This is a genomic window from Mycolicibacter heraklionensis (assembly GCF_001021505.1).
Lineage (GTDB): Bacteria > Actinomycetota > Actinomycetes > Mycobacteriales > Mycobacteriaceae > Mycobacterium > Mycobacterium heraklionense.
In genome coordinates this window covers 22,214-48,368 of sequence record NZ_LDPO01000020.1, presented here as the reverse complement: position 1 = coordinate 48,368, position 26,155 = coordinate 22,214, and the positions used below count along the sequence as shown (strand labels likewise).

The 26,155-nt window shown below is 67.4% G+C and carries 26 protein-coding genes and 1 pseudogene; 20 read left to right on the top strand and 7 right to left on the bottom strand.

Features of this window, described 5'->3' with window-relative positions:
* Genes ABW16_RS19105 through ABW16_RS19060 form a run of 10 tightly spaced genes read left to right on the top strand, consistent with a single transcriptional unit; the run spans position 1 to position 10,441 of the window.
* Positions 1-858, top strand: a complete 858-nt coding sequence (locus tag ABW16_RS19105) for an ABC transporter permease (RefSeq protein ID WP_047320769.1) — start codon at positions 1-3, stop codon at positions 856-858.
* The gene (locus ABW16_RS19100) at positions 859-2,112 is read left to right on the top strand and encodes an MlaD family protein (protein ID WP_047320768.1); all 1,254 of its coding nucleotides are present in this window, start codon (positions 859-861) and stop codon (positions 2,110-2,112) included.
* Complete coding sequence (locus ABW16_RS19095; RefSeq protein ID WP_047320767.1) at positions 2,109-3,149, top strand: MCE family protein; 1,041 nt, start codon at positions 2,109-2,111, stop codon at positions 3,147-3,149. The genes ABW16_RS19100 and ABW16_RS19095 overlap by 4 nt, the downstream gene beginning before the upstream one ends.
* A 5-nt stretch (positions 3,150-3,154) precedes the next feature.
* The gene (locus ABW16_RS19090; protein ID WP_157864264.1) at positions 3,155-4,198 is read left to right on the top strand and encodes an MCE family protein; all 1,044 of its coding nucleotides are present in this window, start codon (positions 3,155-3,157) and stop codon (positions 4,196-4,198) included.
* Positions 4,195-5,301 (top strand): MCE family protein, encoded by a 1,107-nt coding sequence (locus ABW16_RS19085; RefSeq protein ID WP_047320766.1) that lies wholly within the window; start codon positions 4,195-4,197, stop codon positions 5,299-5,301. Before ABW16_RS19090 ends, ABW16_RS19085 begins: the two co-directional genes overlap by 4 nt.
* A complete protein-coding gene (locus tag ABW16_RS19080; RefSeq protein ID WP_131721525.1) occupies positions 5,298-6,419 on the top strand; it encodes an MlaD family protein in 1,122 nt (373 codons plus the stop codon). Before ABW16_RS19085 ends, ABW16_RS19080 begins: the two co-directional genes overlap by 4 nt.
* The gene (locus tag ABW16_RS19075; protein WP_047320764.1) at positions 6,416-7,699 is read left to right on the top strand and encodes an MlaD family protein; all 1,284 of its coding nucleotides are present in this window, start codon (positions 6,416-6,418) and stop codon (positions 7,697-7,699) included. Before ABW16_RS19080 ends, ABW16_RS19075 begins: the two co-directional genes overlap by 4 nt.
* 14 nt (positions 7,700-7,713) lie before the next feature.
* Positions 7,714-8,316, top strand: a complete 603-nt coding sequence (locus tag ABW16_RS19070; protein ID WP_047320763.1) for a hypothetical protein — start codon at positions 7,714-7,716, stop codon at positions 8,314-8,316.
* Positions 8,313-8,987 carry a hypothetical protein gene (locus tag ABW16_RS19065; RefSeq protein ID WP_047320762.1) on the top strand — a complete coding sequence of 225 codons (675 nt, stop codon included), beginning with the start codon at positions 8,313-8,315 and terminating at the stop codon, positions 8,985-8,987. Before ABW16_RS19070 ends, ABW16_RS19065 begins: the two co-directional genes overlap by 4 nt.
* 8 nt (positions 8,988-8,995) lie before the next feature.
* Entirely contained in the window at positions 8,996-10,441 is a 1,446-nt protein-coding gene (locus ABW16_RS19060; protein ID WP_233424812.1) for a carotenoid oxygenase family protein, read from the top strand.
* On the opposite strand, the gene ABW16_RS19055 is transcribed toward ABW16_RS19060, so the two are convergent.
* On the bottom strand, positions 10,431-11,156 hold the full coding sequence (locus ABW16_RS19055; protein ID WP_233424811.1) for a DUF3298 domain-containing protein: 726 nt from the start codon (positions 11,154-11,156) through the stop codon (positions 10,431-10,433). The two genes, ABW16_RS19060 and ABW16_RS19055, sit on opposite strands and share 11 nt — an antisense overlap.
* 273 nt (positions 11,157-11,429) lie before the next feature.
* Between ABW16_RS19055 and ABW16_RS19050 the strand changes: the two genes are divergently transcribed.
* Genes ABW16_RS19050 through mmsB form a run of 3 tightly spaced genes read left to right on the top strand, consistent with a single transcriptional unit; the run spans position 11,430 to position 15,021 of the window.
* Positions 11,430-12,950, top strand: a complete 1,521-nt coding sequence (locus ABW16_RS19050) for a CoA-acylating methylmalonate-semialdehyde dehydrogenase (protein ID WP_047320761.1) — start codon at positions 11,430-11,432, stop codon at positions 12,948-12,950.
* A gap of 10 nt (positions 12,951-12,960) precedes the next feature.
* Complete coding sequence (locus ABW16_RS19045; protein WP_047320760.1) at positions 12,961-14,124, top strand: isobutyryl-CoA dehydrogenase; 1,164 nt, start codon at positions 12,961-12,963, stop codon at positions 14,122-14,124.
* Between the two features lie 21 nt (positions 14,125-14,145).
* Complete coding sequence (mmsB, locus tag ABW16_RS19040) at positions 14,146-15,021, top strand: 3-hydroxyisobutyrate dehydrogenase (protein ID WP_047320759.1); 876 nt, start codon at positions 14,146-14,148, stop codon at positions 15,019-15,021.
* A 5-nt stretch (positions 15,022-15,026) separates the two neighbouring features.
* Here mmsB and ABW16_RS19035 read toward each other — a convergent pair whose 3' ends face one another.
* A complete protein-coding gene (locus ABW16_RS19035) occupies positions 15,027-15,683 on the bottom strand; it encodes a L,D-transpeptidase family protein (RefSeq protein WP_047320805.1) in 657 nt (218 codons plus the stop codon).
* A 73-nt stretch (positions 15,684-15,756) separates the two neighbouring features.
* Positions 15,757-16,290 (bottom strand): HAD family hydrolase, encoded by a 534-nt coding sequence (locus ABW16_RS19030; RefSeq protein ID WP_047320758.1) that lies wholly within the window; start codon positions 16,288-16,290, stop codon positions 15,757-15,759.
* Between the two features lie 116 nt (positions 16,291-16,406).
* Here ABW16_RS19030 and ABW16_RS19025 point away from each other — a divergent pair, with 116 nt between their 5' ends.
* Complete coding sequence (locus tag ABW16_RS19025; RefSeq protein WP_047320757.1) at positions 16,407-17,057, top strand: response regulator; 651 nt, start codon at positions 16,407-16,409, stop codon at positions 17,055-17,057.
* Complete coding sequence (locus ABW16_RS19020; RefSeq protein WP_047320756.1) at positions 17,054-18,307, top strand: GAF domain-containing sensor histidine kinase; 1,254 nt, start codon at positions 17,054-17,056, stop codon at positions 18,305-18,307. Before ABW16_RS19025 ends, ABW16_RS19020 begins: the two co-directional genes overlap by 4 nt.
* Here ABW16_RS19020 and ABW16_RS19015 read toward each other — a convergent pair.
* Both ABW16_RS19015 and ABW16_RS19010 read right to left on the bottom strand, forming a co-directional pair.
* A complete protein-coding gene (locus tag ABW16_RS19015; protein WP_047320755.1) occupies positions 18,304-19,155 on the bottom strand; it encodes an alpha/beta fold hydrolase in 852 nt (283 codons plus the stop codon). The two genes, ABW16_RS19020 and ABW16_RS19015, sit on opposite strands and share 4 nt — an antisense overlap.
* A 49-nt stretch (positions 19,156-19,204) precedes the next feature.
* Positions 19,205-19,714, bottom strand: a complete 510-nt coding sequence (locus ABW16_RS19010; RefSeq protein ID WP_047320754.1) for a MarR family winged helix-turn-helix transcriptional regulator — start codon at positions 19,712-19,714, stop codon at positions 19,205-19,207.
* 107 nt (positions 19,715-19,821) lie between these two features.
* On the opposite strand from ABW16_RS19010, the gene ABW16_RS19005 reads away from it, so the two are divergent.
* Positions 19,822-20,868 carry a type III polyketide synthase gene (locus tag ABW16_RS19005; protein WP_047320804.1) on the top strand — a complete coding sequence of 349 codons (1,047 nt, stop codon included), beginning with the start codon at positions 19,822-19,824 and terminating at the stop codon, positions 20,866-20,868.
* A gap of 4 nt (positions 20,869-20,872) precedes the next feature.
* Positions 20,873-21,373, top strand: a complete 501-nt coding sequence (locus ABW16_RS19000) for an isoprenylcysteine carboxyl methyltransferase family protein (RefSeq protein ID WP_047320753.1) — start codon at positions 20,873-20,875, stop codon at positions 21,371-21,373.
* On the opposite strand, the pseudogene ABW16_RS18995 reads toward ABW16_RS19000, so the two are convergent.
* A pseudogene (locus ABW16_RS18995) lies at positions 21,364-21,543 on the bottom strand (sigma factor-like helix-turn-helix DNA-binding protein); the annotation flags it as partial. The gene ABW16_RS19000 and the pseudogene ABW16_RS18995 overlap by 10 nt on opposite strands.
* 152 nt (positions 21,544-21,695) lie before the next feature.
* Between ABW16_RS18995 and ABW16_RS18990 the strand changes: the two are divergent.
* The 3 genes from ABW16_RS18990 to ABW16_RS18980 all read left to right on the top strand — a co-directional run bounded on the left by ABW16_RS18990 (position 21,696) and on the right by ABW16_RS18980 (position 25,642).
* Positions 21,696-22,304: a TetR family transcriptional regulator gene (locus ABW16_RS18990; RefSeq protein WP_047320751.1), complete on the top strand. Its 609-nt coding sequence runs from the start codon at positions 21,696-21,698 to the stop codon at positions 22,302-22,304.
* 150 nt (positions 22,305-22,454) lie between these two features.
* On the top strand, positions 22,455-23,159 hold the full coding sequence (locus ABW16_RS18985) for an ABC transporter ATP-binding protein (protein ID WP_047320803.1): 705 nt from the start codon (positions 22,455-22,457) through the stop codon (positions 23,157-23,159).
* Positions 23,156-25,642 carry an FtsX-like permease family protein gene (locus ABW16_RS18980; RefSeq protein WP_047320750.1) on the top strand — a complete coding sequence of 829 codons (2,487 nt, stop codon included), beginning with the start codon at positions 23,156-23,158 and terminating at the stop codon, positions 25,640-25,642. The genes ABW16_RS18985 and ABW16_RS18980 overlap by 4 nt, the downstream gene beginning before the upstream one ends.
* A 9-nt stretch (positions 25,643-25,651) precedes the next feature.
* On the opposite strand, the gene ABW16_RS18975 is transcribed toward ABW16_RS18980, so the two are convergent.
* Entirely contained in the window at positions 25,652-26,146 is a 495-nt protein-coding gene (locus ABW16_RS18975) for a hypothetical protein (protein WP_131721524.1), read from the bottom strand.
* Between the last annotated feature and the right edge of the window lie 9 nt (positions 26,147-26,155).

The following is a 26,155-nucleotide window of genomic DNA, read 5'->3' as shown; positions in this document are numbered from 1 at the left end:
ATGACGGCCACCGCCTTTCTTCCTGCCGGCGTTCGGCCCGTGCTCGCCGCCGCGGACGCGCCGGTCCAGCAGGCGGCACGGATCGGGCACATGGTGGCATTCTTCTTCCGGACCCTGGCCGGGATTCCGCTGGTGCTGCGCCGGTACCCGCGGGAGTTCTTCCGGCTGCTGTCGGATGTGACATGGGGCAACGGGTCCATCGTCGTCGGCGGCGGCACCGCGGCGGTGGTGCTGCTCAACGGCGCCGCCGGCGGAGCCGTGGTGGCAATCGAGGGCTACAACGCACTCAATCTCCTCGGCCTGGGCCCGGCAACCGGGTTGATCACCGCACTGGCGGCCGTGCGCGAGATAGCGCCGATGATGGCCGCACTGAGCTTCGCGATCCAGGCCGGCTGTCGCTTCACCGCACAGTTGGGCGCGATGCGCATCTCCGAGGAGATCGACGCGTTGGAGTCACTGGCCATCCGGCCCATCCCCTACCTGGTGACCACCCGGGTGCTCGCCTCGGCGCTGGCCGTCGTGCCGTTGTTCGTCGTCTGCCTGTGCCTGAACTTCCTGGTGTGCCAGTTGGTGATCTTCTTGGTCAGCGGGCAGGCGTCTGGCACCTACCTGCACTACTTCGGATTGATGCTCGCCGCGCGCGACATGGTTTTCGCGGTACTCAAGGTCGCGATCTTCGTCGCCGTCATGTCCACCCTGCAGTGTTACTACGGCTTCTACGCCACCGGCGGACCGCGGGGTGTCGGCATCGCCGCGGGCCGGGCGATGCGCGCCAGCATCACCATCATGGTCAGCGTCAACATGCTACTCACCATGGCGTTTTGGGGCATTGACGCCGGCGGACGGCTGGGCGGGTAGATGCCGAACCGATTCGATTTCGACGGCCGGGGCCCGTCCACGCCGGCTTTGGTGGCGAGCGGAATCGCCTTTCTCCTGGTCTGCGCATTGACCGGCTGGCTGCTGATGGAGAAATCACAGGGGAAGCTGGACCCACGTGTCCAGGTCACCGCGGTACTGCGCAGTGTCGGTGACGGCCTGCCCCCCAAGTCCGATGTGAAGTTCCGCGGCGTGCTGGTCGGCATGGTCCGCGACGTCATACCAGCCGCGGGGGACGCACCCAACGTGGTACATATCGATCTCAAACCCGATCGGGCGCACGGTATCCCGAAGACCGTGACCGCGCGTATCGTCCCGAGCAACGCGTTTGCGGTGTCGTCGGTGCAGCTTGTCGACAATGGGCCGGCGTCCGCGCTGCGGGGCGGCGATGTCATCACCGAAGACCAGACCCTGGCGACCCAGTTGTTCCAGAACACCCTGGCCAAACTGCGTGAACTCATCACGGCGGTCGCTCGTCGCGGCAACGATCAGAGCCTCGGCCTGATCCGGCTGGTGGCCGACGCCACTGCCGGCCAGGGACCGACGCTGAGCGCGGCAGCGCAGGGGCTCAACCGAATCGTCGCCGAGATGAACAACCTCAGCATCGAGGACAGCGCGCCGTCCACGTTGGGAACCTGGGAATCGGCCATCGAGGCGCTGCGCGGCACCGCACCCGAACTGTTGGATTCGCTGCACAACGCCGTGGTGCCGATGCGCACCGTCGCCGAAAGGCAAGCGGCCCTGCATAATCTGCTGACCGGAGCGCAGGGCACCGTGGGCACCGTGCGCACCGCGATGGACAACCACACCGATGAGCTGGTGGCCATCGGCACCCAGCTGACCCCGGTCGTCGGTGTGCTGGCCGACAGCTCCGGCAAGTTCCCGGCGATCGCGCTGGGCATCAACAACGTGGTCAACACATTCTTCGACGAGTTGTGGACCCGCACCGGCACCAAGCTGAGCTTCACCTTCAAGCTGGTGGTCGCGCTGGCCCCGCTGCGCCTCTACACCCGCAGCGACTGTCCCGTCTACGGCGAGCTGCGCGGCCCCAGTTGCGACACGGCACCCGAGACCACCCCGGTAGTCGATACGCACGGGATCCCCGACCCCCGCGCCTACGTACCCCCGCCGGGCATCACCCTGCCCGAGCCCGCCAATGCCGCCGACCAAGTACTGCTGGCTCCTGCTGGAAACCTTTCACCAGAGCCGACTTTCGAACCGGGCGGCACGCCATGACCGCCCACCGGCGCCGGCTGGCCTGGCTGATCGTGTTCCTGGTTGTGTGCTTCTCGCTCACCTGGACCATTCTGGTCACACTGCGCCGCGACGTGATCGGGCCCACCAACAGCTACACCGCGATGTTCACCGATGTCACCGGGCTGCGGCCCGGCTCCGACGTCCGGATGGCCGGGGTCCGGGTGGGTCGGGTGGACTCGGTGGACCTGGACCACGATCGCGCCCGGGTGCGGTTCCGGATCCAGCGCGACCAGCCGGTCTACGGCAACACCAAGGCGTCCGTGGTGTATCAGAACATCATCGGACAGCGCTACATCGGGTTGACCCTCGCCGACTTCGGCCGCCCGGAGAAGCTGCCCGACGGTGCCACCATCGGCGTGGAACACACCGAGCCGTCGTTCGATGTGACATACCTGCTCAACGGTTTTGAACCGCTGTTCACCCTGCTGGACCCGGACAACCGGGGCAACTTGTCCAACGCGCTGATCAAGGCTCTGCAAGGCGACTCGAATTCGCTTGCGGTGCTGATCGCTGAGACCTCCCGCCTGGCGCACTCCCTTGCCGGCCCCGACGACCTGCTGGGTCAGCTGATCACCAGCCTGAACGCGGTCACCCAGAACCTCGCCGGCCAGGGCGTTGCTCTGCAGACCACCTTGACTCAGGTTCGCGCCGTGGTCGCCGGCCTCAATGTGCACCGCGACGAATTGATCTCGGCCGCGGGTTCCATTTCCACTGTGGTCGGTCGTCTTTCCGGGATTCTCACCGCGGTGCGCCCCGACCTGGAAGACCTGCTCGACCGCCAGCCCGGGCTCCTGTCCACCATGATTGCCCGCCAGGATCAGTGGGCCACCATGGGCGCCAACCTGCCCGCGGTGCTCAAGGGGCTGGCCCGGATCACCGGCGACAGCACCGCGATGAGCGCACAGGCGTGCGACTTCAACTTCACCCTGTTCAACTTCATGAAACCGATCGTGCCCAGCATCGTCAACGCGGCGACCCCCGGCGGTTGGCGCAAATACTCGGCGCAGTGCAGGTGACCGCCGTGGCAGCCACGCAGGTCCGCAAACGGGTCCTCGAGGACCGCAGCCAAGCGTGGCTGGGCGCCCTCGCGGTGCTGACCCTGACGGCGGTGATCGCCGCTACGACACTGCTCACCACGTTGAACCTCGGAAAGACAACCTATTTCGCCGACTTCCTGCAGGCGGCCAGCATCCGGTCGGGCGATGAGGTCAGCATCGCCGGCGTCCCGGTCGGCACGGTCGAGGACACCGCGCTGGACGGTGACCACGTGATGGTGTCGATGAAGATTCGTCACGACGTGGTCCTGGGCTCGCAGACCCGCGCCGCGATCAAACTGAGCACCGTCTTGGGCGCCCGCTATGTCGAACTGAAGCCGGCCGGCGACGGGACTCTTGACGGCCGGCGAATCACCCTGGCGCACACCAGCGTCCCCTATGACCTGCAGAAGCTGCTGCAAGATTCCACCAACACGTTCGAAGACGTTGACGCGCAGCGGTTTGCCCAGTCGATGCAACTGGTGTCCACCCAGCTGCGCGACGTTCCATCGATCCTGCCGGATGCGCTGGCAGGCGTGCAGAGCCTCTCGCAAGTCATCGCCGAACGACGCGACCAGATCGCCGGGCTGCTGCGCAGTACCGCCGAGATCGCCGAAATCCTGGGCGGCCAGCAGGCCGACCTTGCCGCCCTGGTCAACCAGGGCCACCAGCTGTTCGGCGAAGTCGTGGCGCGACGGGACGCCGTGCAGCGGCTGATGGAGGCCGCGACAACGCTGGTCAGCACCGCCCGCGACATCACGGTCGGCGACCACGCCCAGCTCGACCGGCTGCTGGGTGACATCCGGCAGGTCACCGCGATGGTGGGCGACCACGACGACCTGCTCCGCAACTTGTTCCAGGCGATGCCGTTGTCGATGCGAAACGTGGCCAACGCCACCGGGTCCGGGCCATTCCTTGACTTCGCCCTGCCCGGCGGTCTGTTGGTGGACTCCTGGATGTGCGCGATCAGCGGCCGCGCAGAGCAATACAGGTGGCCGGAGCGTTACCAATATTTCAAGGACTGCGAATGACCAAGCGGACCATCCTCGTCGCAGCCATCATGGCCGCCGCAGCCGCGGTGTTGGGTGCGGGGTACACGCTGCGGCCGGTGGTGAGTACCGGGCCGCGCACCATCACCGCCCAGTTCGACAACGTCATCGGTCTCTACACCGGCAACACCGTCGCGGTGCTCGGCATGCCGGTGGGTCGGGTGGCCTCGATCAGCCCCAAAAGCAGCTACGTCGAAGTGGTCCTGCAGGTCGACCCGAAGGTTGTGCTCCCCGTCGATGTGCAGGCGGTGACCGTGGGAACGTCGATCCTCACCGATCGTCACGTCGAACTCACCCCGCCGTATGCCGGCGGCCCGGCTCTGCCGGACGGTGCCACGCTGCGCCTGGACCGAACCAAGACGCCGATCGAATTCGACCGGGTGCTCAAGATGGTCGACAAGCTCGGCACCGCGCTGGGCGGCGACGGCCATGGTGGCGGGCCGATGGCCGATATCCTCTCCGCGACTTCGGATATCACCACCACCAGCGGGCAGCAGCTCAAGACCGCGCTCGGCCAGCTCTCGGCAGCGCTGCGCACCGGGGACGATGACGGGCAGGCAACGCGGCGCAACATCACTACGATCATCACGAATCTGAGCAGGCTCACCGATGCGGCAGCCCGAAACCAAGACGTGGTGCGTGCCTTCGGCTCCGACATCCGGGCGCTCAGCGACATCGTGGCCCAGGAGGGTCTCGGGCGGGGCGCTACCGGACGCGCGCTCAACCAGGTGCTCGAACAGCTCAACGCCTTGCTGACCGACAACGGTGACAACCTGACAGCAACACTGCGCAGCAGCAACGCGCTGACCAAGGCCCTGGTCGACTATCGCCGCGAACTCTCCGAGGTGTTCGACGTCGCCCCGCTGGCGATCGACAACGTGGTCAATGCGATGGACACCGACAACGGCATGCTGCGAGTGGGTGCGCACTTCGATTCGGTGTTCTTCGACAGTTCGATGACCAAAGAGGTCTGCAACATCCTGGGTCTGCGGCAGTTGGGGTGCCGCACCGGCACCATCCGCGACCTGGGCCCGGATTTCGGAATCACGTCCGTGCTCGATGCGATGACGAGGTTGGGGCAGTGACCGGGCGTCGGCTCGTCGGGTTGCCGGTTGCGGCGGCGGCAATGCTGCTCGCCGGATGTTCGGTCGGAGTGGAGCAACTGCCGTTGCCCGCGCCCGGAATCGGCGGCGACAGCTACCACCTGAGCGCGGTGTTCTCCAACGCCCTCAACCTGCCGGACCGAGCCAAGGTTCGCCTCGGCGGTGCCGATGTCGGCGAAGTGGTGTCGATGACGGCCAAGGACTACACCGCCGTGGTCGATATGCGGATCCTCGCCGATGTCCGGCTGCCCACCGGAACCACCGCCGAGCTGCGGTCGGCCACTCCGCTCGGCGACATCTTCGTCGCGTTGCGACAACCCGCACCGGCCGACGGTGCGGCGGTTCTCCACGACGGCGATCGCATCCCGATCACCTCGACCCTGGCCGCCGCGACCGTGGAGGAGGTGCTGGCCTCCACGTCGATGCTTGTCAACGGCGGGGTGATCGGCAACCTGACCCGAGTTCTCAACGGGGTGGGCTCCGCCGTGGGGCACGACGGCGAAGGGCTGGCCGCGATGATCCGGGAATCGCGCGCCTTGGTGACCACGATGTCGTCCCGCACCGACGACATCCGCGCGGTGATGCAGCAGACCGCCGCGCTGGCCGACACGCTGAACAGCCAGCGGGACTCGATCAACGATGTGCTGGCGTCGTCGGCGCCGGCACTGAGCGTCATCGCCGACCACACCGCCACCATCGTCGCGTTGCTGAACCAGATGGGTGCAGTAACCAGCCAACTGCAGCGGTTCCCGTCGATCGCCGGCGTCGACACCCGCAGCCTGATCCACGACCTCAACGAACTGTCCCGCGCCTTCAACGACACCGCGGTGGATCCGCAAGTCACCATGGACAACTTCGTGCGAATTCTGCCGCCGGTGCTGAAACTGTTCAGCGCCAACGCAGCCCATTCCGATGTCGACCTACAGCAGTTGGCGCTCGGCCACATCCCCGACAAGAACCACCTGGGGGATCCCGAGTTCCACGGCCCCAAGTGGGCCGACTGGGACAACCTGGTCGGGTCGTTACGGTACGTGATCACCCAGCTGGGCGATCGGGTCTGGGGTACCGACCGCGGCCGAATCTGGGGGCCACACCAATGAACGTCGTCGAACCGATCGCCGCGCTGATCCTGCGGACGGTCCGTAGTGGGGTGGCGCACCGGCTGCTGATCTCCGGTCTGGCGCAGATCGCGTTGGTCGTCGTCGGGGTGACGTATCTGCTTTTCGGCGCGTTGCGCGACAACCCGTTCGCCGATCAGATCACGGTGGCGGTGCACTTGGATGAGTCCGGCGGGCTGCTGGCCAACCAGGACGTCACCCTGCGAGGAGTGCCGATCGGCCGGGTGGCCTCGGTCGACTTCACCGGCGACGGGGTGCGGGCGATCGCCCGCATCGACGCCCGCGCCAAGATCCCGCGCGACGGCACGATTGCCCGGGTGTCAGGCCTGTCGCCGGCCGGCGAGCAGTACCTCAACTTCGAGCCCACCGATACCACCGGCCCGCCACTCACCGACGGAGCGGTGATCGACCGCGCCAACACCGCGGCTCCGATCCCGATCTGGCGGTTGCTCGGCAATGTCGACGGCCTGCTGGCGCAGACCGATCCGGTTCAGCTCAAGGCTGTCCTCGATGAACTCGCGGTCAGCGAGCAGGGGCCCGAGAAGTTGCGGCAGCTGCTCACCGGTAGCCAGCTGCTCATCTCCACGTTGGACGGTGTGCTGCCGCAAACCATGACGCTGCTGCGCAGCAGCCGCCCGCTGTTCAAGATCTTCGACGATTCATCGAATGGAATGCGTTCTATTGCAAGCAATTTGGGAGCCACCCTGGCCGGTGTCAGTGACAAGGACGCCGGAATGCGCCGCATGCTGGACGAGACGCCGAAAGTGCTCGCCACGGTCGATCAGGTGATCGCCGACAATTCCGAGACCGCGGTGCAGCTGTTGGGGAACCTGACCACCGTCGCGCAACTGTCCTACGTACGAGTACCGGCGCTGCAGCAGTTGTTCCGCGACGACCGGCCGCCGCTGCTCGACGGGGTCGCCAGCCTGATGCACGGCGGTGGCATATGGGCGATCGCCGACATCTACCCGCGGTATATGTGCGACTACTCGCACCCCCGCGATGTTCCGTTCATCCCGAACTACCCGGAGCCCTACCTGAACACGTACTGCCTCAACGACGACCCCGGGTTACTGATCCGCGGCGCCCGCAACGCTCCCCGCCCGCCCGGCGACGACACCGCCAATCCTCCCCCCGGTTGGGATCCGCTGCGGCGCACCGATCCCACTCCGGTCGGCCCGCACACGATCCCACTGCCCTACGGCGGCCCGGCCATGCCGCCGGAATCCGAGCCGCACCGACAGGGCATCCCGTGGAACTGACAAGGAGATAACGCATGCTCGACACGCAGTTGCCGACCGAAGCCAAGGAGCTTGCCGAGCTCCCCGACGGCGCAGCCGACAGCACTCCTGCCGACGGAGGCGCCCACCCGCATGACGGGACAGCGACGGTGTCGCGAAAGCTGCTGCCGCAACTGGTGATCGGCGCATTGACACTACTGGTCGTCACGCTCGCCGCGTGCTGCGGATACCTGGGTTGGCAGAACAAGAGTCATCGCGACATCGAGGCTGCCGGCGCGGCGGCCCAACGCGTTGCGCAGGACTATGCCGCCACCTTGACGTCGGTGGACAGCAACAACCTGGACGCGAACTTCGCCGCCGTGCTGGACGGCTCCACCGGCGAGTTCCACGACATGTACCGTCAGTCCAGCGCCCAGTTGCGGCAGATGCTGCTCGCGCGAAAGGCGACCGGGCACGGCGTCGTCATCGACTCCGCGATCAAGTCGGCGACCAAGGACCAAGTCGTGGTGCTGTTGTTCGTCGATCAGACCGTGACCAACACCGACGTGCCGGACCCGCGCATAGACCGCAGCCGCATCGTGATGACAATGCAGCAGATCGGCGGTCAATGGAAAGCCGCGAAAGTAGAGTTGCCATGAGTAGCAAGATCACTGCCCTGCGCGACGATTGGATCATGCGCTCCATGCTGTCCCGGGTGGGTGACATCCCGGAGTCGGTGCTGCTGCCCATGCTGCGCCAACTCGCCGACAACAGCGAGGCAGTGGACGCCGGGTGGGAAGCGTTGATCGCCACACGCATCCGCCCCCGGGCACGGCTGGCCCCCCGCGAGTCGTGGCGGCGGCGCTACGGGCAGTTCGTCCGAGAATTGGAGTGGGCCATCACCGGGTTGGTGGAGGTACTGCCACGAGACGATGTTGAACACCTGGTCTCCGACGCCGTCGCGAGCCGCTTGCGTCGGTGGCTGCGGATCCTGCTGCCGGCCTTCAACACGGTCACCCTGGTCCCGCGCGGGCTGTACCCGAGTGTCATGGACGCCGGGGTCTCCGTCGCGACTTTCTTGGTCGGCCCGATCCAGCGGTCCGGCGTCGAACCCGACGGCACTCTGGTATATGAGATACCCGAGTGCGCCATGCACACTGCCACGGAGGCAGGTGTGGCGCAGGAGCATTCGTGCCTGATGGCCTGCAAGGCCGCCTGCGAGAAAGTGTTCGACAAAGATTCAGCCATGCCCTTGGAGTTCGACCCCCATCTGCCCGGACTGTCCTGCACGCTGCGGGTTCACCCCGCCGCGAGTCACCCCAACAGATAGGACCGATTGTGACCAACTCGAACACTGCCGGCGCCGACTTCGCCGCGTACACGCCGCTTTACGAGGAATACGACTACACCATCGACGACTACGACGGTGAACTGCCCGAGGAGCTGCAGGGCACCCTGTACCGCAACGGCGCCGGCAAGCTCGATGCCGGCGGGCAGGCGCTGGGTCACCTGTTCGACGGCGACGGGATGCTGTCGCTGTTCTCCATCGCGGGCGGATCGGTGCACTACCGCAACAGGTATGTGCGGACCAAGCATTACCGCAAATCGCTGACCTCCCACGGTGCGCCCTACCGTGCACTGGGAACCATGCGCCCGGGCGGAATACTGACCAACGCACTGCGGTTCCCGGCCAACGTGGCCAACACCAGCGTGGTGATGCACGCCGGAAAGCTACTGGCGCTGTGGGAGGGCGGCCCGCCCACCGAGCTCAATCCCGACACGCTCGACACCATCGGTATCCACAACTTCGACGGCGAGCTGAAATGGCTGGGCGCGTTCTCCGCGCACCCCAAGTGGGACCCGGACACCAAGGAGATGTTCAACTTCGGGCTGGCGATGGTGCCGTTCCCGAAACTGATCTGCTATCGCGTCGACCGCACAGGCGCGTTGCACCGGCTGGGCCAGCTGAAGCTGCCGTTCGCCATGTTCAACCACGACATGGGCCTGACCAGTAAGCACATGGTGTTCGCGATTCCGCCGCTGATCTTCCCGACCTCCAAGCTGATGGGCGCCGGATTCGGGCTGCGCAACTTCATCGACGCCATCGAATACGACGCCTCCCGCGGCACCATGATCGGCCTGGTGCCCCGCGACGGAGGCAAACCGCGGGTGCTGTACACCGATCCGCTGCTGCACCTGCACTTGGCCAACACCTACGAGGACGGCACCGACACGATCGTGGAACTGGTGCACTACGACTCGACCTGGGAAGAACTCAACGGTCAGCTCTCGAGTTTGAGCACGGACCGGGCCAGTGAGGTCGGGTCTTACGGGGGGACGTTGCTGCGACTTCGGATCACCAAATCCGACAAGGTTATTCACGAGCCGCTGTCGGAGCTTCGCGGCGAGTTCCCGTCGTTCAATATCTTCCGGACCAGCCGGCCGAACCGCTACACCTATCTGTCCGCGGACGCCGACGGCAGCAATTACCCGAATGCGGTGGCCAAGGTCGACAACACCACCGGCGCGGTGGTCACCCACCAGTTCCCGTACGGCCACCAACCGCACGAGGCCGTTTTCGCCGCCCGTCCCGGCGGCACCGACGAGGACGACGGCTGGTTGCTGGTGGCCACCCAGGACGGGGTGAACAACCGTGCCGCCCTGGCCGTATTGGACGCCAAGCACGTCGACGCCGGGCCGGTCTACACCGGCCGGCTGCGGCATCACCTGCCGCTCACCTTCCACGGCAGTTTCACTCCGCGGGTGGCGCAGCCTACTGGGTGATCGCCGCGAACTCCGGGGCGATCAGGTCGGCCACCCGCGCCCACGGCACGGTGATCACCGCGAGACCACGGCCGAACTGATAGTCGCCGAAGTGCAGCTCGATGCCGTCGGCGGTGGGGATCCAGTACTTGAAGTTGATGTCGAGCGGCGCCACCTCGTTGCCGAACTGCCAGGTGCCCTGCCTGGGCGGCGCGTACTCGGTCGGCAGGATCAGCTTGGTCTGCTCGGCCAGCCGGGCCAGGCCGGCCGGTTTGTCGACGAATAAATTTTCCCAAGTGATCAGGATGCCGCTGCGTTTGTCGAATACCCGGGTGGCCACCGCATGAAAAGGCATATTCGGCATATCGGTGTTGTATTCGCCGACGAAAAGCTCTGAGACAGTGATCGGACGGAATGACAAGGTGCCGGTGGAATTGAACGTCCAGGGAACGGTCTTGCTTGCACTGGGCTCGTACGTCGCGACTTGGCCGCGGGCCTCGGCATCGATCACGTCGTTGATCGCGGCCGCAACGTTCTCATCACCCCCGGCGACACGCTGATATCGAACTTCCCAGGTGCCCAAATGATCCGGGCTTGTTCCGGCGATCACGTCGGGGATCGCGGCGTAGCCGCCGGCGGCGCCGGGCTCGGCCGACACCGGAGGCACTCGGACCGGTACGGCGATGGCCCAGGCGGCCACCAGCATCAGCGTGCAGATAATTCTCCGTCGCCCCATGCTATTTCCTCCGCCAGCGTCAGATTTAAAATCCAAGAATAGTCGACGGATGAAATTCCGGCATCAGAACAGCGGGAAATGACTTTTACGACTGTACCGATAATCCCATCGCAGCCGTCGTCGAAAACTCGGCGGATCCGGCGGGCGAACAGCGGCGGCGCGCTGGAGTGCGGCGCGGGGACCCCCTCTGGTAATTACTAGGACATCCTAGTATTCTCGGGGCCGGGCCGATCCGGTCCCCACTCGCCACTCGAACACTCCCGGGATGTCCGCATGAGCACACAGATTCCGCACTTCATCGATGGCCACCGAAACGCCGGCACCTCGCAGCGCACCACCGACGTCTTCGACCCCAACACCGGCGAGGTGCAGGCCACCCTGCCGCTGGCCAACCAAGCCGACGTCGACGCCGCGGTCACCTCCGCGGCAGTGGCCCAGCGCGATTGGGCCGCCTACAACCCGCAACGCCGGGCCCGGGTGATGATGCGTTTCATCGACCTGGTCAACAGCCATGTCGATGAGCTGGCCGAGCTGCTCTCCCGCGAGCACGGCAAAACCCTCGACGACGCCCGCGGCGACATCCAACGCGGCATCGAGGTGATCGAGTTCTGCGTCGGCATCCCGCACCTGCTCAAGGGTGAGCACACCGAAGGCGCCGGCCCGGGCATCGACGTGTTCTCGCTGCGCCAGCCGCTGGGTGTGGTCGCCGGGATCACCCCGTTCAACTTCCCGGCGATGATCCCGCTCTGGCAGGCCGGACCGGCCCTGGCCTGTGGAAACGCGTTCATCCTCAAGCCGTCCGAGCGCGACCCGTCGGTGCCGGTGCGTCTTGCCGAGCTGTTTGTCGAGGCCGGTCTGCCGCCGGGAGTGCTGCAGGTGGTGCACGGCGACAAGGAGGCCGTCGACGCCCTGCTGCACCACCCGGGCGTCGCTGCGATCGGCTTCGTCGGCAGCTCCGACATCGCGCAGTACATCTACTCGACCGCCACGGCCAACGGCAAGCGCGCGCAGTGCTTCGGCGGCGCCAAGAACCACATGATCGTGATGCCCGACGCCGACCTGGACCAGGCCGTCGACGCTTTGATCGGCGCCGGCTACGGCAGCGCCGGCGAGCGCTGCATGGCGATCTCGGTGGCGGTGCCGGTCGGCGAGCAGACCGCCGATCGGCTGCGGGCCCGGCTGGTGGAGCGGATCAACAACCTGCGGGTGGGCCACAGCCTGGACCCCAAGGCCGACTACGGGCCGCTGGTCACCCGGGCCGCCCTCGAGCGGGTCAACGACTACATCGCCCAGGGCGCGGCCGCCGGCGCCGAGCTGGTGATCGACGGCCGCGAACGGGCCAGCGACGACACCCAGTTCGGTGACGCCGACCTGACCGGCGGCTTCTTCGCCGGGCCAACGCTTTTCGACCACGTCACCACCGACATGTCGATCTACACCGACGAGATCTTCGGCCCGGTGCTGTGCATCGTCCGTGCCCACGACTACGAAGAAGCCCTGGCGCTTCCGTCTGAACACGAGTACGGCAATGGGGTGGCGATCTTCACCCGCGACGGCGACACCGCCCGCGACTTCACCTCCCGGGTGCAGGTCGGCATGGTCGGGGTGAACGTGCCGATTCCGGTGCCGGTGGCCTATCACACCTTCGGCGGCTGGAAGCGGTCCGGCTTCGGCGACCTCAACCAGCACGGGACGGCGTCCATCACCTTCTACACCAAGGTGAAGACCGTCACTCAGCGCTGGCCGTCGGGCATCAAGGACGGCGCCGAATTCCACATCCCCACAATGGAATAGGCCCGCGCCGATGAACACGATCTTGGATGACGAAGAACGGGTGATCGTCGACACCGCAGCGGCGTTCGCCGACAAGCGCCTGGCCCCGTATGCACTGGAATGGGATGCCACCCACCACTTTCCGGTCGATGTGATGCGGGAGGCGGCCCAGCTGGGGATGGCGGCGATCTACTGTCGCGACGACGTCGGCGGCTCCGGGCTGCGCCGGCTGGACGGGGTGCGGATCTTCGAGCAGCTCTCGATCGCCGACCCGGTGATCGCGGCCTACCTGTCGATCCACAACATGTGCGCCTGGATGATCGACAGCTACGGCACCGAAGACCAGCGCAAGAGCTGGGTGCCACGACTGGCGTCGATGGAGGCGGTGGCCAGTTACTGCCTCACCGAGCCCGGCGCCGGCTCGGACGCCAGTGCGTTGAGCACCCGCGCGGTGCGCCAAGGTAGCGATTACGTGCTCGACGGCGTCAAGCAGTTCATCTCCGGCGCCGGCGTCTCCGACGTCTATGTGGTGATGGCCCGAACGGGCAGTGACGGACCGCGAGGCATCTCCACGTTCATCGTCGAAAAGGACACGCCGGGGCTGAGTTTCGGTGCCGCCGAGCAGAAGATGGGCTGGAACTCCCAGCCGACCGCGCAGGTGATCTTCGACGGCGTGCGAGTTCCGGCCGAGGCGATGCTCGGCGGTCCCGAAGGCGATGGCAACGGGTTCAACATCGCGATGAACGGCCTCAACGGCGGCCGGATCAATATCGCCGCCTGCTCGATGGGCGGCGGCCAGGCAGCGTTCGACAAGACCGGCAGCTACCTGGCCGACCGGACGGCATTCGGCAAGGCGCTGCTGGACGAACCGACCATCCGGTTCACCCTCGCCGACATGGCCACCGCGCTGGAGACCTCGCGGCTACTGCTGTGGCGTGCGGCGACCGCGCTCGACAACAACTCGCCCGACAAGGTGGAGCTGTGCGCAATGGCCAAGCGCTACGTCACCGACGCGTGCTTCGATGTCGCCGACAAGGCGCTGCAGCTGCACGGCGGGTACGGATATCTGCGCGAATACGGTCTGGAGAAAATCGTCCGGGATCTTCGGGTGCACCGCATTCTGGAGGGCACCAACGAGATCATGCGGTTGGTGATCGGCCGGGCCGAGGCGGCCCGCGTCCGCTCCGGCCAGTAACCCGCCGCCAAAGGAGCACATATGGCAATCGTCGCGTTTCTCGGCCTCGGCCACATGGGTGGGCCGATGTCGGCGAACCTCGTCGCTGCCGGGCACACCGTGCGCGGCTTCGACCCGGTGCCGGCGGCGTGCGCAGCCGCCGAGCAACACGGCGTGAGCGTCCACACCGGCGCCGCCGAGGCGGTGGCCGGCGCCGACGCGGTGGTGACCATGCTTCCGCACGGGGACGCGGTGAAGAGCTGCTACGCCGAGATCCTGCCGGCGGCCACCCCGGGCACCCTGTTCATCGACAGCTCGACCATCTCGGTCGCCGACGCCCGCGAGGTGCACGCCCTGGCCGGCTCCCACGGCATCGCCCAGCTCGACGCGCCGGTGTCCGGCGGGGTGACCGGCGCGGTCGCCGGACGGCTGGCGTTCATGGTCGGCGGCGAAGACGCCGCAGTGGCGCGGGCGACCCCCGTGTTGGAGCCGATGGCCGCCAAGATCATCCACTGCGGCGCGGCGGGCGCCGGCCAGGCCGCCAAGATCTGCAACAACATGGTGCTGGCCGTGCAGCAGGTGGCGGTCGCCGAGGCGTTCGTGCTGGCCGAAAAGCTGGGCCTGGCCGACCAGGCGTTGTTCGACGTGATGACCGGGGCCACCGGAAACTGCTGGGCGCTGCACACCAACTGCCCGGTACCCGGGCCGGTGCCCACCTCGCCCGCGAACCGGAACTTCGAGCCGGGTTTTGCCGCCGCGCTGATGAACAAGGACCTGGGCCTGGCGATGGATGCGGTCGCCGCGACGGGGTCGGCTGCCCCGCTCGGTAGCCACGCCGCACAGATCTACCGCGAGTTCGCCGCCGAACACGGCGCGCAGGATTTCAGCGCCGTGATCAATCTGCTGCGCGGCAGCTGAACCGACTACTTCGCGATTGCCATCACCGCGCCGGGCCTCAGCCAGCCGATGATCTTCACGAGCGTGGCGTCGTCGATCGCCACACAGCCCGCGGTAGGCCCGCCGTCGGTGGTGTGAAAGAAGTAGGCGGAGCCGTCACCGGGTGTGCGGGATTTATTGACGCCGATGACCACCGCGTGCCGGTACTGCGGGATGTCGAGGTTCTCGCTGGCCGCCGTGTCGAACCGGCACTGGGCTCTTTTGCAGACCTGCATGGTGTTGTAGGTCGGGCTGTTGGAGTCGCTGTCCCACCAGTGGTCGGATCCGACCTGTACATACGGCAGGCCACCGCCGGGATTCGGAGCGGTGCCGAACGCCGAATCGAGCGTGTAAAACCCCATCGGGGTGGACGGCTCACCTTCCTTGGTCCCTCGCGTGATGCCCGCCGAGCCGACATGTGCCGGAATCCCGGCCGCGACCGCCTCCCAGCCCCCGGGCGTCCGCTGATAGACATCGATCTTTGCGGTCGAATGCCCCACTCCGACAACCGAAACGACCTGGGTGGCGTTGCCGACCGCATTTCCGAACCACGGTTCGACGACCGCCGCGGTCCGCGGCGCGGTCACCGAGGTCACGCCCATCGCGCACAGCGCTGCGCACAGCAGAACCACCAGTCGACGCACCACATCATGGTCGGTGACCGGTGGCGTCAGCGCAAACAACGATTGCGGCGTGGCGTGGTGACCAGCGCCGTGATCAGCCTGCTTCGCGACAGCTGAACCGGGCGACCACCCGCTGCGCCTGCAACTCCCGGCATCCGTTGGCCAGCAGCCCGTCGTAACGGCTGGAACCCGCGTAGATCACCGGCAGGCCGATCGCGGCCGCGGTGCGGGCCCCGGACTCGTAGCCGGCGATCACCAGCGCCTCCCCGGCCACGATGCCCAGCTCCCACAGCGCCAGCCGGTAGAGCTCGGCATCACCGGCGGGACCGGTCAGGTCGTCGGCGCTGACCACGGTCTCGGCCATGCCGTCGCCGATCAGTTCCCGCACCCGCTCCTGCACCCAGGCACGCGGGCCGGCGCCCACCACCGCGATCCACAGACCGGTCGCGAACAGGCTCAACACCAGGTCCACCAGGCCCGACCGAGGTTCACCGTCGGCGTCGGCGAGCGCGTCGAGATCAAAGATCACCGCTTGTAGGGGGTAGACCTCGGCATCCGGGCGCACCTGGTCCCACCAGAACGGGCGGCCAGGACCGGTCCATGTCGCGAGTTCAGTTGTGATCTGCATAACAGACACGGTGCCGGAAACGGGCGCGGGTGTCCTCCCCCATTGGGGGGATCCGGGCGGGGTAATCACCCGCGGGGTTCATTCGGGAGCCCTCCCGGTGCCCCTATTGTCTTGCTATGCCCGTGCGCCTGGTCCTCGTCGACGACCACGAAATGGTGATCGAGGGTCTGCGGGCCATGCTCACCGCGTTCGCCGACCGGATCGAAGTGGTCGGCCAGGCGATCAACGCCGAGCAGGCCATGGCCGTGATCGCCGAGACCGACCCCGACATCGTGCTCTGCGACGTGCGGATGCGCGGCGAGAGCGGCCTGGACCTCTGCCTGGCCCTGCGGGAACGCGACCCGGAGCGCAAGGTCGTGATGCTCTCCGTCTACGACGACGAGCAGTACCTGTTCGAGGCGCTGCGGGTCGGTGCGAGCGGTTACCTGCTCAAGAGCATCAGCAGCGACGACCTGGTGCACCAGATCGAGTTGGCCCACCGCGGCGAGACGGTGATCGACCCCGGGCTGGCGGCGCGCGCGGCCGGCACCGCCGCCCGGCTGCAGCGCGACGAGTTCTGGCCCGGCGCCCGGCAGGGGCTGACTCAGCGGGAAAGTGAGATCCTGGCCTACATGGTCAGCGGGCTGTCCAACCGCGGAATCGCCACCAAGCTGGTGATCGGCGACGAGACGGTCAAATCTCATCTCCGCTCGATCTACCGCAAGCTCGGGGTGTCCGACCGGACCGGCGCGGTGGCCACCGCGCTGCGTGAAGGCATCTACCGGTGAGCTCCTCGGGCGGACAACGGTCCCGCACCCGCAAGCCCAACGCGGTACGGGATTTCGTCGACGCCAACCATGAGCTGGCGCTGCTGCGAGAGCTCATCCAGGCCGCGTCCAGCGGACCCGGAGTGGAACCGCTGGCCGCCGCGGCGGCCCGGATGATCACCGCGGCCACCGGTACGGACGTCTGCTTCGTGCACGTCCTCGACGACACCGAACGCTCGCTGACGCTGACCGGCGCGACCCCGCCGTTCGACACCGAGGTGGGCAAGATCCGGCTGCCGCTGGGGTCGGGGGTGTCGGGCTGGGTGGCCCGCCATCGCGAGCCGGTGGTGATCAGCCACGACAAGGAGGCGGACCCGCGTTACCTGCCGATCGAGTCGCTGCGCGGGCGTGACTTCACCTCGATGGTGTCGGTGCCGATGGAGACCGATCCGGGCGGGCTGGTGGGTGTGCTCAACGTGCACACCGTGACGCGCCGCGAGTTCACCCCCGGCGATGTCGAGCTGCTGCGGGTGATCGGCCGGCTCATCGCCGGCGCCATGCACCAGGCCCGGCTGCACCGGCAGCTGGTAGCCCGCGAACGTGCCCACGAGCTCTTCGTCGAGCAGGTGATCGAAGCCCAGGAGATCGAGCGTCGCCGGCTGGCCGGCGACATCCACGACGGCATCTCGCAGCGGCTGGTGACGCTGTCCTACCGGCTGGACGCCGCCGCACGCGCAGTCGGCAGCGACCCGGAGGAGGCGTCGGTGCAGCTGGAAGCCGCCCGCGAACTGGCCGGGCTGACGCTGCAGGAGACCCGCGTGGCGATCAGCGGGCTGCGGCCCCCGGTCCTCGACGACCTGGGCCTGGCCGGCGGGTTGGCCAGCCTGGCCCGGTCCATCCCGCAGCTGAAGATCGAGCTGGACCTGGCCGAGACCCGGCTGCCCGAGCACATCGAGCTGGCGCTGTACCGGATCGCGCAGGAGGGCCTGCAGAACGTGGTCAAACACGCGGCGGCGACCACGGTGCGGCTGGGATTCGCGATCACCGCCGACCCCGATACCGCGCGGCTGGAGATCGTCGACGACGGGGTGGGTTTCGACACCTTCGAGCACCCGGTGGGCGGCGACGAGATGGGCGGCTACGGCGTGCTGTCGATGGCCGAGCGCGCCGAGCTGGTCGGCGGCCGGCTCAACATCCGGTCGCGCCCGGGGGCAGGCACCGCCGTCACCGCCACCATCCCGGTGCCGCCGGTCGTGCGAGCGGATCCCTAGTCCGCCCAGAAGTCTTCGAGCAGCCGCGCGACCCTGCGCGGCGAGCCGCGATTGTCGGCGGCGATGTGTCCGACCCGTTTGAGCTCGATGCGCTTGGCGTTCGGCAGCCGCCGGGACAGCGCGTCGAGCCCGAGGTGGAGTTGGTGCGCGCTCCTCGCCCCGCCCAGCAGCAGCACCTCGCAACGCAGTTCCTCGATACGGGGATTGACCTTTTCCACCGATTCCAGCGTTGCGATGCCGTCGAGACGCATAGTCGGGACGAGATCACGAAGGGCGATGTCCCCGCGAGGGTGGGTCTTGGCGTCGATGCCGAGTGCGACTCGCACCAGGCCGGTCAGCGCCCACCTCGGCAGCAGTTGCAGCGGCGTCCGGTCGCCGGTGCCCTTCAACACCTCGGTCACCGCGGCGGCAGGTCCCGAAGCAACAAGCGCCTCTTCATACTTCGGCAGCCACGCCGCCGGGGTGGCGCCGTCGATGGTCAGCGGCGGTTCATAGAGCACCAGACTGTCGATGCCACCGTGTTCAATCGCCGTGTAGAGCGCGATAACAGCTCCGGAGCTCAAGCCGAAGACGCGGCGCGCTCCGACCGAGCTCAGCAGCGCGTGCAGGTCTTCGCCTTCGCGCGCCAGCCCGTAGTCCGCGCCGGCCGGCACTTCGGGTCGCCGACCGCGCCGGTCGGGAAGGTAGACGGTGTAGTGGGAACCGAGCATCTCGGCGAGCCGCTGGAAGCTCTGTGCCGCCTGAATTCCGCCGTGCACCAGGACGATCGGGGCGCCGCCCTCGCCGACGATGCGGTGCGACACCTCGGTGCCGTCGGCTGACACCACTGTGCCGGTCCGGTACTTCACGTTGCTTGCTCCCTCGTATCGGCTGTGTCGGCGGGTGGTGGCCCCGGTCTCAGAAGTCCCCGGCGTTGCGCCGCAACGTCTCGATCGCCGAGGACAGCGTCCGCGACTCCTCCACCGACATCCCGATGTCGGCGAACACCTCCCGGTTGAGGCTGACCGTTGCGTCGGCGACGGTGGCGCGGCCCAACTCGGTGATGGACACCAACGTGGTGCGGCCGTCGGTGGGGTGCGGCAGCCGTTCCACCAGGCCGGCCGCCTCCAGCCGCCGGATCGCGTGCGTGACGCTGGTGACGTGGACCTGCAGCCGGTCGGAGGCCTTGGTGATCGGCAGCGCGCCGGAACGGCTGAACGCCAGCAGCCGCAGCAACTCGAATCGGGAGAAGCTCAAGTCGTAGGGCCGCAAGGTCGCTTCCACCCGGGCCAGCAGGATCTGATGGGCGCGCATCACCGATGTCACCGCCACCATCCCGTCGGCGACCTCACCCCAGCCGGCCCGCTCCCAGTTGGCGCGGGCCAGTGCGATCGGGTCGGCGTCGCCGGAGGGACTGAAAGCTGCCACGCCCTTTTCTTACCGCACCGGGCGGCGCGGTCACGTCGGTGTGCGGCAATTGCCAAGTTCGGCGCACTGAACCGTTGAGCACTCGGCAACGTGACACCGGCATGACCATGACCACGCCTTCGCTCGCCGCGGCAGCCGTTGAATTCCCGCCGAACCGATACAGCCAAGAGGAATCGGCCCAAGCGCTGGGCGACTTCGCCGGTCCAGAATTTCGGCGGTTCTTCGACGCCAGCGGAGTGGCCTCCCGCCACCTGGCGTTGCCGCTGCCACGCTACGCCGAGCTGAGCGGTTTCACGGAGGCGAACGACACCTTCATCGACGTAGCCCTCGACCTCGGTGAGCAGGCGCTGCTGGCAGCCCTGGACGCCGCCAAGGTCAAACCTGCCGACGTCGACGTCGTGGTGTCGACGACCGTGACCGGGCTTGCCGTACCGACGCTGGAGGCCAGGCTGGCGGCCCGAGTCGGGCTGCGGCCCGACGTCAAACGGGTGCCGCTTTTCGGCCTGGGCTGCGTCGCGGGTGCGGCCGGGGTGGCCAGGATGTACGACTATCTGCGCGCCTACCCCGACCATGTGGCGGCGTTGGTCGCGGTCGAACTGTGCTCACTGACCATCCAGCGCGATGACCGTTCGATGGCCAACTTCGTGGCGGCCAGCCTCTTCGGTGACGGCGCGGCCGCCGTGATCGCGACCGGGGCGAACCGGCGCCCGGCCCGACCGAAGTTGCCGAAAGTACTGGCGACCCGCAGCCGGCTCTACCCCGACACCCAGGACGTGATGGGCTGGGATATCGGCACCGGCGGATTCCGGATCAAGCTGTCCGTCGAGGTCGCCACCGTCGTCGAGAAATATCTGGCCGAGGATGTTCGCAACTTTCTCGCCGACTGTGGGATGTCCGTCGACGACGTGTCGACCTATATCTGCCACCCCGGCGGACCGAAGGTCATCGAAGCGGTCCAGAACGTGCTGGACCTGCCTGCCGACGCGCTGGATCGAACCCGAAAGTCATTGCGCGAGAATGGGAATCTGTCTTCGGTCTCGGTCCTCGACGTGCTGCGGGCCACCATGGCCGATCCGCCGCCGCCGGGTTCGTTCGGCCTGATGGTCGCAATGGGGCCGGGATTCTGTTCCGAGCTCGTGTTGCTCGGCTGGTAGCCGGATGTACTACCTGTTGATCCTGGCCGTCGGTCTTGAACGGCTGGTGGAGCTGGCCGTGTCCACTTCGAATGCCAACTGGGCTTTCGCCCGAGGCGGCCGGGAGTACGGCCGCGGCCACTATCCCGCAATGGTCATCCTCCACTCCGGATTTCTGGTCGCCTGCGCGGCCGAGGTATGGCTGCTGCACCGCCCGTTCATCGGATGGCTGGGCTGGCCGATGCTAGCCCTGGCGGCGTTGAGCCAGGCATTGCGCTGGTGGTGCGTGCGGACGTTGGGACGACGCTGGAACACCCGGGTGATCGTGCTGGCCGATGTTCCCTTGGTGCACCAGGGGCCGTATCGATGGCTGCGGCATCCCAACTATGTGGCGGTGGTCCTCGAGGGTCTGGCCTTGCCGCTGATACACACGGCGTGGCTGACCGCCGCCATCTTCACGCTGGCCAACGCCGCACTGCTGCGGGTCCGGATCCGGTTGGAGAATTCGGCGCTGGGCTACGCCTGAGCCGCCCCGGGCCGCAGACCGGCCCGCAATGCGCACAACGCGTCGTGCAGTTCGCCTTTGACGGTGTCGTCATCGATCCCGAGGTCGGCGGCGATCTGCGCTGTCGTCCAGCCCAGGTAGTAGGACCGGTAGATCATTGCGCGGTACCGGCCCGACAACTGGGTCAGCGCACCTTTGACCTGGTCCGCACCACCAGACGGCACCATCCCGATCCGCCTCCGACTTAGTACAACTAGCCAGTATGTGTATGGAACCGATACATCTAGACTATAGATGTCCGCCCCAAGACATTCCTATACTTTCGTCACCTATCCTTTGAGGCATGCCCGCCGTGCCGAATTTTCAGGCCGAGGTCCGGCAGATGCTGCACAACCGGATCCTCGACGCGGCCCACGCGCTGGTCTGCGAGCAGGGATGGCAAGCGGTGAACATGTCGCGCATCGCCGCCACAGTCGGCATCAGCCGGCAGGTGCTGTACAAGGAAATCGGCGCGAAGCAGGCGCTGGGCGCGGCCCTGGTTCAGCGGGAGACCAGCCGATTCATCGCCGGGGTCATCGCGGCTATTCAGTCCCACCCCGACGACGTGGCCGCCGGTCTGGCTGCCGGCGCCGCCTTCACCCTGCGTGCCGCCGCCGACGATCCCCTGGTCACCGCGACGCTGACCCGCGAGAACGATGCGGAAGCGGGCCTGACGCCGCTGTTGACGGCGGGACCGAACCCGATCCTGGCCGGTGCGATCGAGGCCATGGCGGCTGCGGTCCGGTCGTCCTACGACCTGCCGGACGCGATCGACCGGCAGCTGAATTCGATCGTCGAGGTCGACGTCCGGTTGACGCTGAGCCATCTGTTGCAGCCGATGGGCAGCATCGACGATGCCGTCCGCCAGATCCACACCACCTTGCGCGCACTGTTCGACGCCGCGGCGTCCTAGCTGCCCGTCGGTGCAATTCCCCGCACCCCGTCCCCCACGCTGAACCACGCGGCGTCGCCAAGCGTGTCAAGGATCAGAACCCGCGGATAGGGAGTGACGCCCTTGCACACCGATCTTCGTCTTCACCGCGATCAGTCGCGCCCGCATGAGCTGACCATCGAACTGCGCGACGTCGTCCGCGAGTACCGGATCGGCGGCCAACGGGTACGAGCTCTCGACCGGATCAACCTGCAACTCACCGGCGGCCAGTTCGTGTCGGTCGTCGGGCCGTCGGGCGCGGGCAAGAGCACGCTGCTGCATCTGCTCGGTGCACTGGACTCCCCCGACAGCGGTTCGATCATCTTCGACGGTGCCGAGATCGGCCGACTCGGGGACGAGCAGGCCTCGGCGTTTCGCCGGCACCGGGTGGGCTTCGTCTTTCAGTTCTTCAACCTGCTGCCGACCCTGTCGGCTTGGGAGAACGTAGCCGTTCCGAAGCTCCTCGACGGCAGCCGACTGGACCGGGTCAAAAGCGAAGCGATCGGACTGCTGGGGCGGGTCGGGCTCGGCAATCGAGTCGAGCACCGGCCGGCGGAGCTGTCCGGGGGCCAGTTGCAGCGCGTCGCGATCGCGCGGGCCCTGCTGATGGACCCGTCCCTGATTCTTGCCGACGAACCTACCGGCAACCTTGATTCCGCAACGGGCGCTTCGATTCTGCGGCTCCTTGCCGAGGTGGCACACGAGGGCGGCCGAGCCCGGCTGGTGGTGATGGTGACCCATGACCGCGATGCCGCGGCGGCCACCGACCGGGTGATCGGCCTGCAGGACGGTCGGGTCGGCTCCGACCGCAACGAACGGACGACGGTCCCGCGATGATGTCGGCGATCGCGGCCACCGCGAGCCGCCTTCGGCTGTTCAGTCTGCGCGAACTGGCCGTGCACCGGCGGCGCACCCTCGCCTCGATCACCGTCATGGCCGTGTCGGCGATGTATTTGGTTGCGGTTCTGGGCATCTTCGGGTCGATCACCGGTTCGGTGAACCGGCTCTCCGACGGGATCGCCGGGATCGCCACACTGGAGGTGTCCGGCGTCACCGACGCCGGATTTCCCGATTCACTGGCAGCCGACGTAGCCCGGGTTCCCGGCGTCGCGACCGCGGCGCCGCTGATCCGGACGGTCACTCCCACGGCCGCCGGGACGATGCTGTTGTTCGGCGCGGACGCGAGCAGCGTCGCCCTGGCCGGCGCCTTGGCCGACGCGCTCGCTCATCCGCCGACGGGGCCGTCGGCGACACCGAGCGGCGTCCAGGTCGGGCCTGGCGTCGGCCACACCAAGGGCGACGGATTCCGGCTGGGCACAACCTGGGTGACGGTGGCCCAGGTACTCACCGGCAAGCATCTCGCCGACCTCAACGGCGGAAACTATGTGCTGGCTCCACTTGCCTTGGCGCAGAACATCACCGGACGGCGGGGTCAGCTCGATTCGATACTGATCACCACCAAGCCGGGGGCGGACCCCGCCGCGGTTCGTACCGCAGTGACCTCCGCCGTCAACGGGCGCGCGATCGTCGCCGAGCCCCGGATGCGGGCCGCTCGGGCAGGCGACGGCGTGAGGCTGATGAACTACATGGCGCTGATGGGCGCGGCGGTTGCTCTGGTGGTCGGCGCGTTCCTGGTCTACACCACGATGACTATGGCGATCGCCCAGCGCCGCCCGGCCATCTCGACACTGCGCGCGATCGGGGGCCGGCGCGCCACCATCGTCGCGGATCTGATCGGTGAAGCCGCGGCCCTCGGCGTGCTGGGCGGCGCGGTCGGAGCGGTCTTGGGAATACTCCTGGGCCACTTGGCGATCCGCCGACTGCCGCCGGCTATCACGCAGGGACTCGAAGCCCGGGTCGAGTACTGGCTGCCCGGCTACGCACTGCCGGTCGCCATCGCCGCGACAGTGCTCAGCAGCGTGACTGCAGCGGCCATGGCGGCGCGGCAGGTGTACAAGGTGTCGCCGATCGAGGCATTGGCACCGGTTGGCGCATCCGCCGCCGATACCGTGCCCCGCCGGCTGCGGACGGTGAGCGGGATCGCGGCCGTCGCGGTGATCGCGGTGTCGCTGCTGATCATCGTCGGCCATCGCGGCGCCACCTCCCTGGCGGCGATGATCGCGGTGTTCTGCGCCGAGATCACCCTCGGTTTCGCGCTCACCGCAGCTCTGGTCGCCGCCGCCCGGGCCTTTGGAACGGTCGGCGCGGTCGGAGCGGCGACCATCGAACGTGCGCCGCGGCGGGTGTGGGCGACCGTGATGACCGTACTGATCGCGGTGGTCACCACTGTGGTGATCACCGGTACCGACAACGACATGATCGCCTCCGCCCGCGCCATCTTCGCACCCATCGCAGGAGTCGACGTGTGGGTCAGCGCGAACGCTCCGGACAGCTTTCCCACCGACGCGCTGCCGCAGGGTCTGGAAGAGCGAGTGGCCGCGGTACCGGGGGTGGCCCGGGTCTGCGCGGGTGCCTACGGATTTGCGGTGATCGGCGGCACCCGGGTGATGCTCGACGGGTTCTCCCCCGGATCGGCCGACCCGCTGTTTCGCGCACTCGACGACCCGACGCGCCGCGAGGTGCTCGCCGGCCGAGGCGTGGTGCTGTCACAGAACCTGGGCACGACTCTGGGTGTTCGACTCGGCGACGAACTGCGTCTCCAGACACCGCGAGGCCCGCGGCAGGCCGCGGTGCTGGCGCTGGTGCCGTACTTCTCGACCGTCATCGGGACCGTCGGGATCGGACTCGACCAACTGCGAGCCTGGTTCGATCGCCCGGCGGTGACGACGCTGCAGGTGACCGCCGGCGACGATGTCGATCCGGGGCGGTTGTTGGCCGATATCCGCCGAGTGGTCCCCGAGCCGAACTACGTCTACGACGGTCGCACCGCGCTGGCGGGCCTGGAGGCGCCGCTGCATCAGAGCATGGTGATCGCCAACGCGGTGTGGCTCATCGTGGTGTTCGTGGCCGCGGTCGCCCTTTTCACCACGCTGACGCTCTCAGTGCTCGAACGACGCCGCGAGATCGGCGTGCTGCGGGCAATCGGCGCCGACCGCCGCTTCACCGTCCAGATGGTGCTGGCCGAGGCGGCAGGTATCGGCGTGATCGGCGGCCTGGCGGGGCTGGTGATCGGCCTGACCGATCAGTGGCTCTACAGCCTGGTCAGCGCTGAGATCATGAATTTCACCGTCACATTCCGGCCGAGCGCCGTGGCACCGGCCTACGCCTTGGGTGCGGTGGCGATCAGCCTGCTCGGCTCGGTGCCACCCGCGCGACGAGCCGCGAGGCTCAACATCATCGATGCGGTTTCCTCCGAATAGAGTTGTGGCTCAGACGATGCCGAGCTGGATGAGTTCGATGAAGAATTCGGCGAAAGGATCGGTGAACGGCAGGGAGAACGTGAAGTCCAGGTCCGGATTGTCCGGAACGATAAACGTATTGACCGTCTCCCCGGCCACCCCGATACTCGCCGCACCGAACCCCAGGTTGTCCTCCGGATCGGTTCCCGACGTCAGAATGTCGGTGAACAGCGACGTCTGAAGGACGACCGCGACGTAGTTGTCGTCAGAGGGGTCCCCCGCCGAGGTGAGGGTGAACAACCCGAAATCGGTGGTGTGACTGATGAAGTCCGGATCATCGGCCGTCCCGAACAGCACAGCGCTCAGGTCGCCGGGATCACCGATGAACCACGGGTCGGGACTCGTGCCACGAGAACCCCCGTCGGCGTAAGCCGGGGCGCTGAACGCCAACGGGCCGAGCCAGGCGGCCAAGGCCGCGCCGACGACCATCACTGCCCGGCGCCGATTGGCAACGGTATTACTCATGGTGGGACT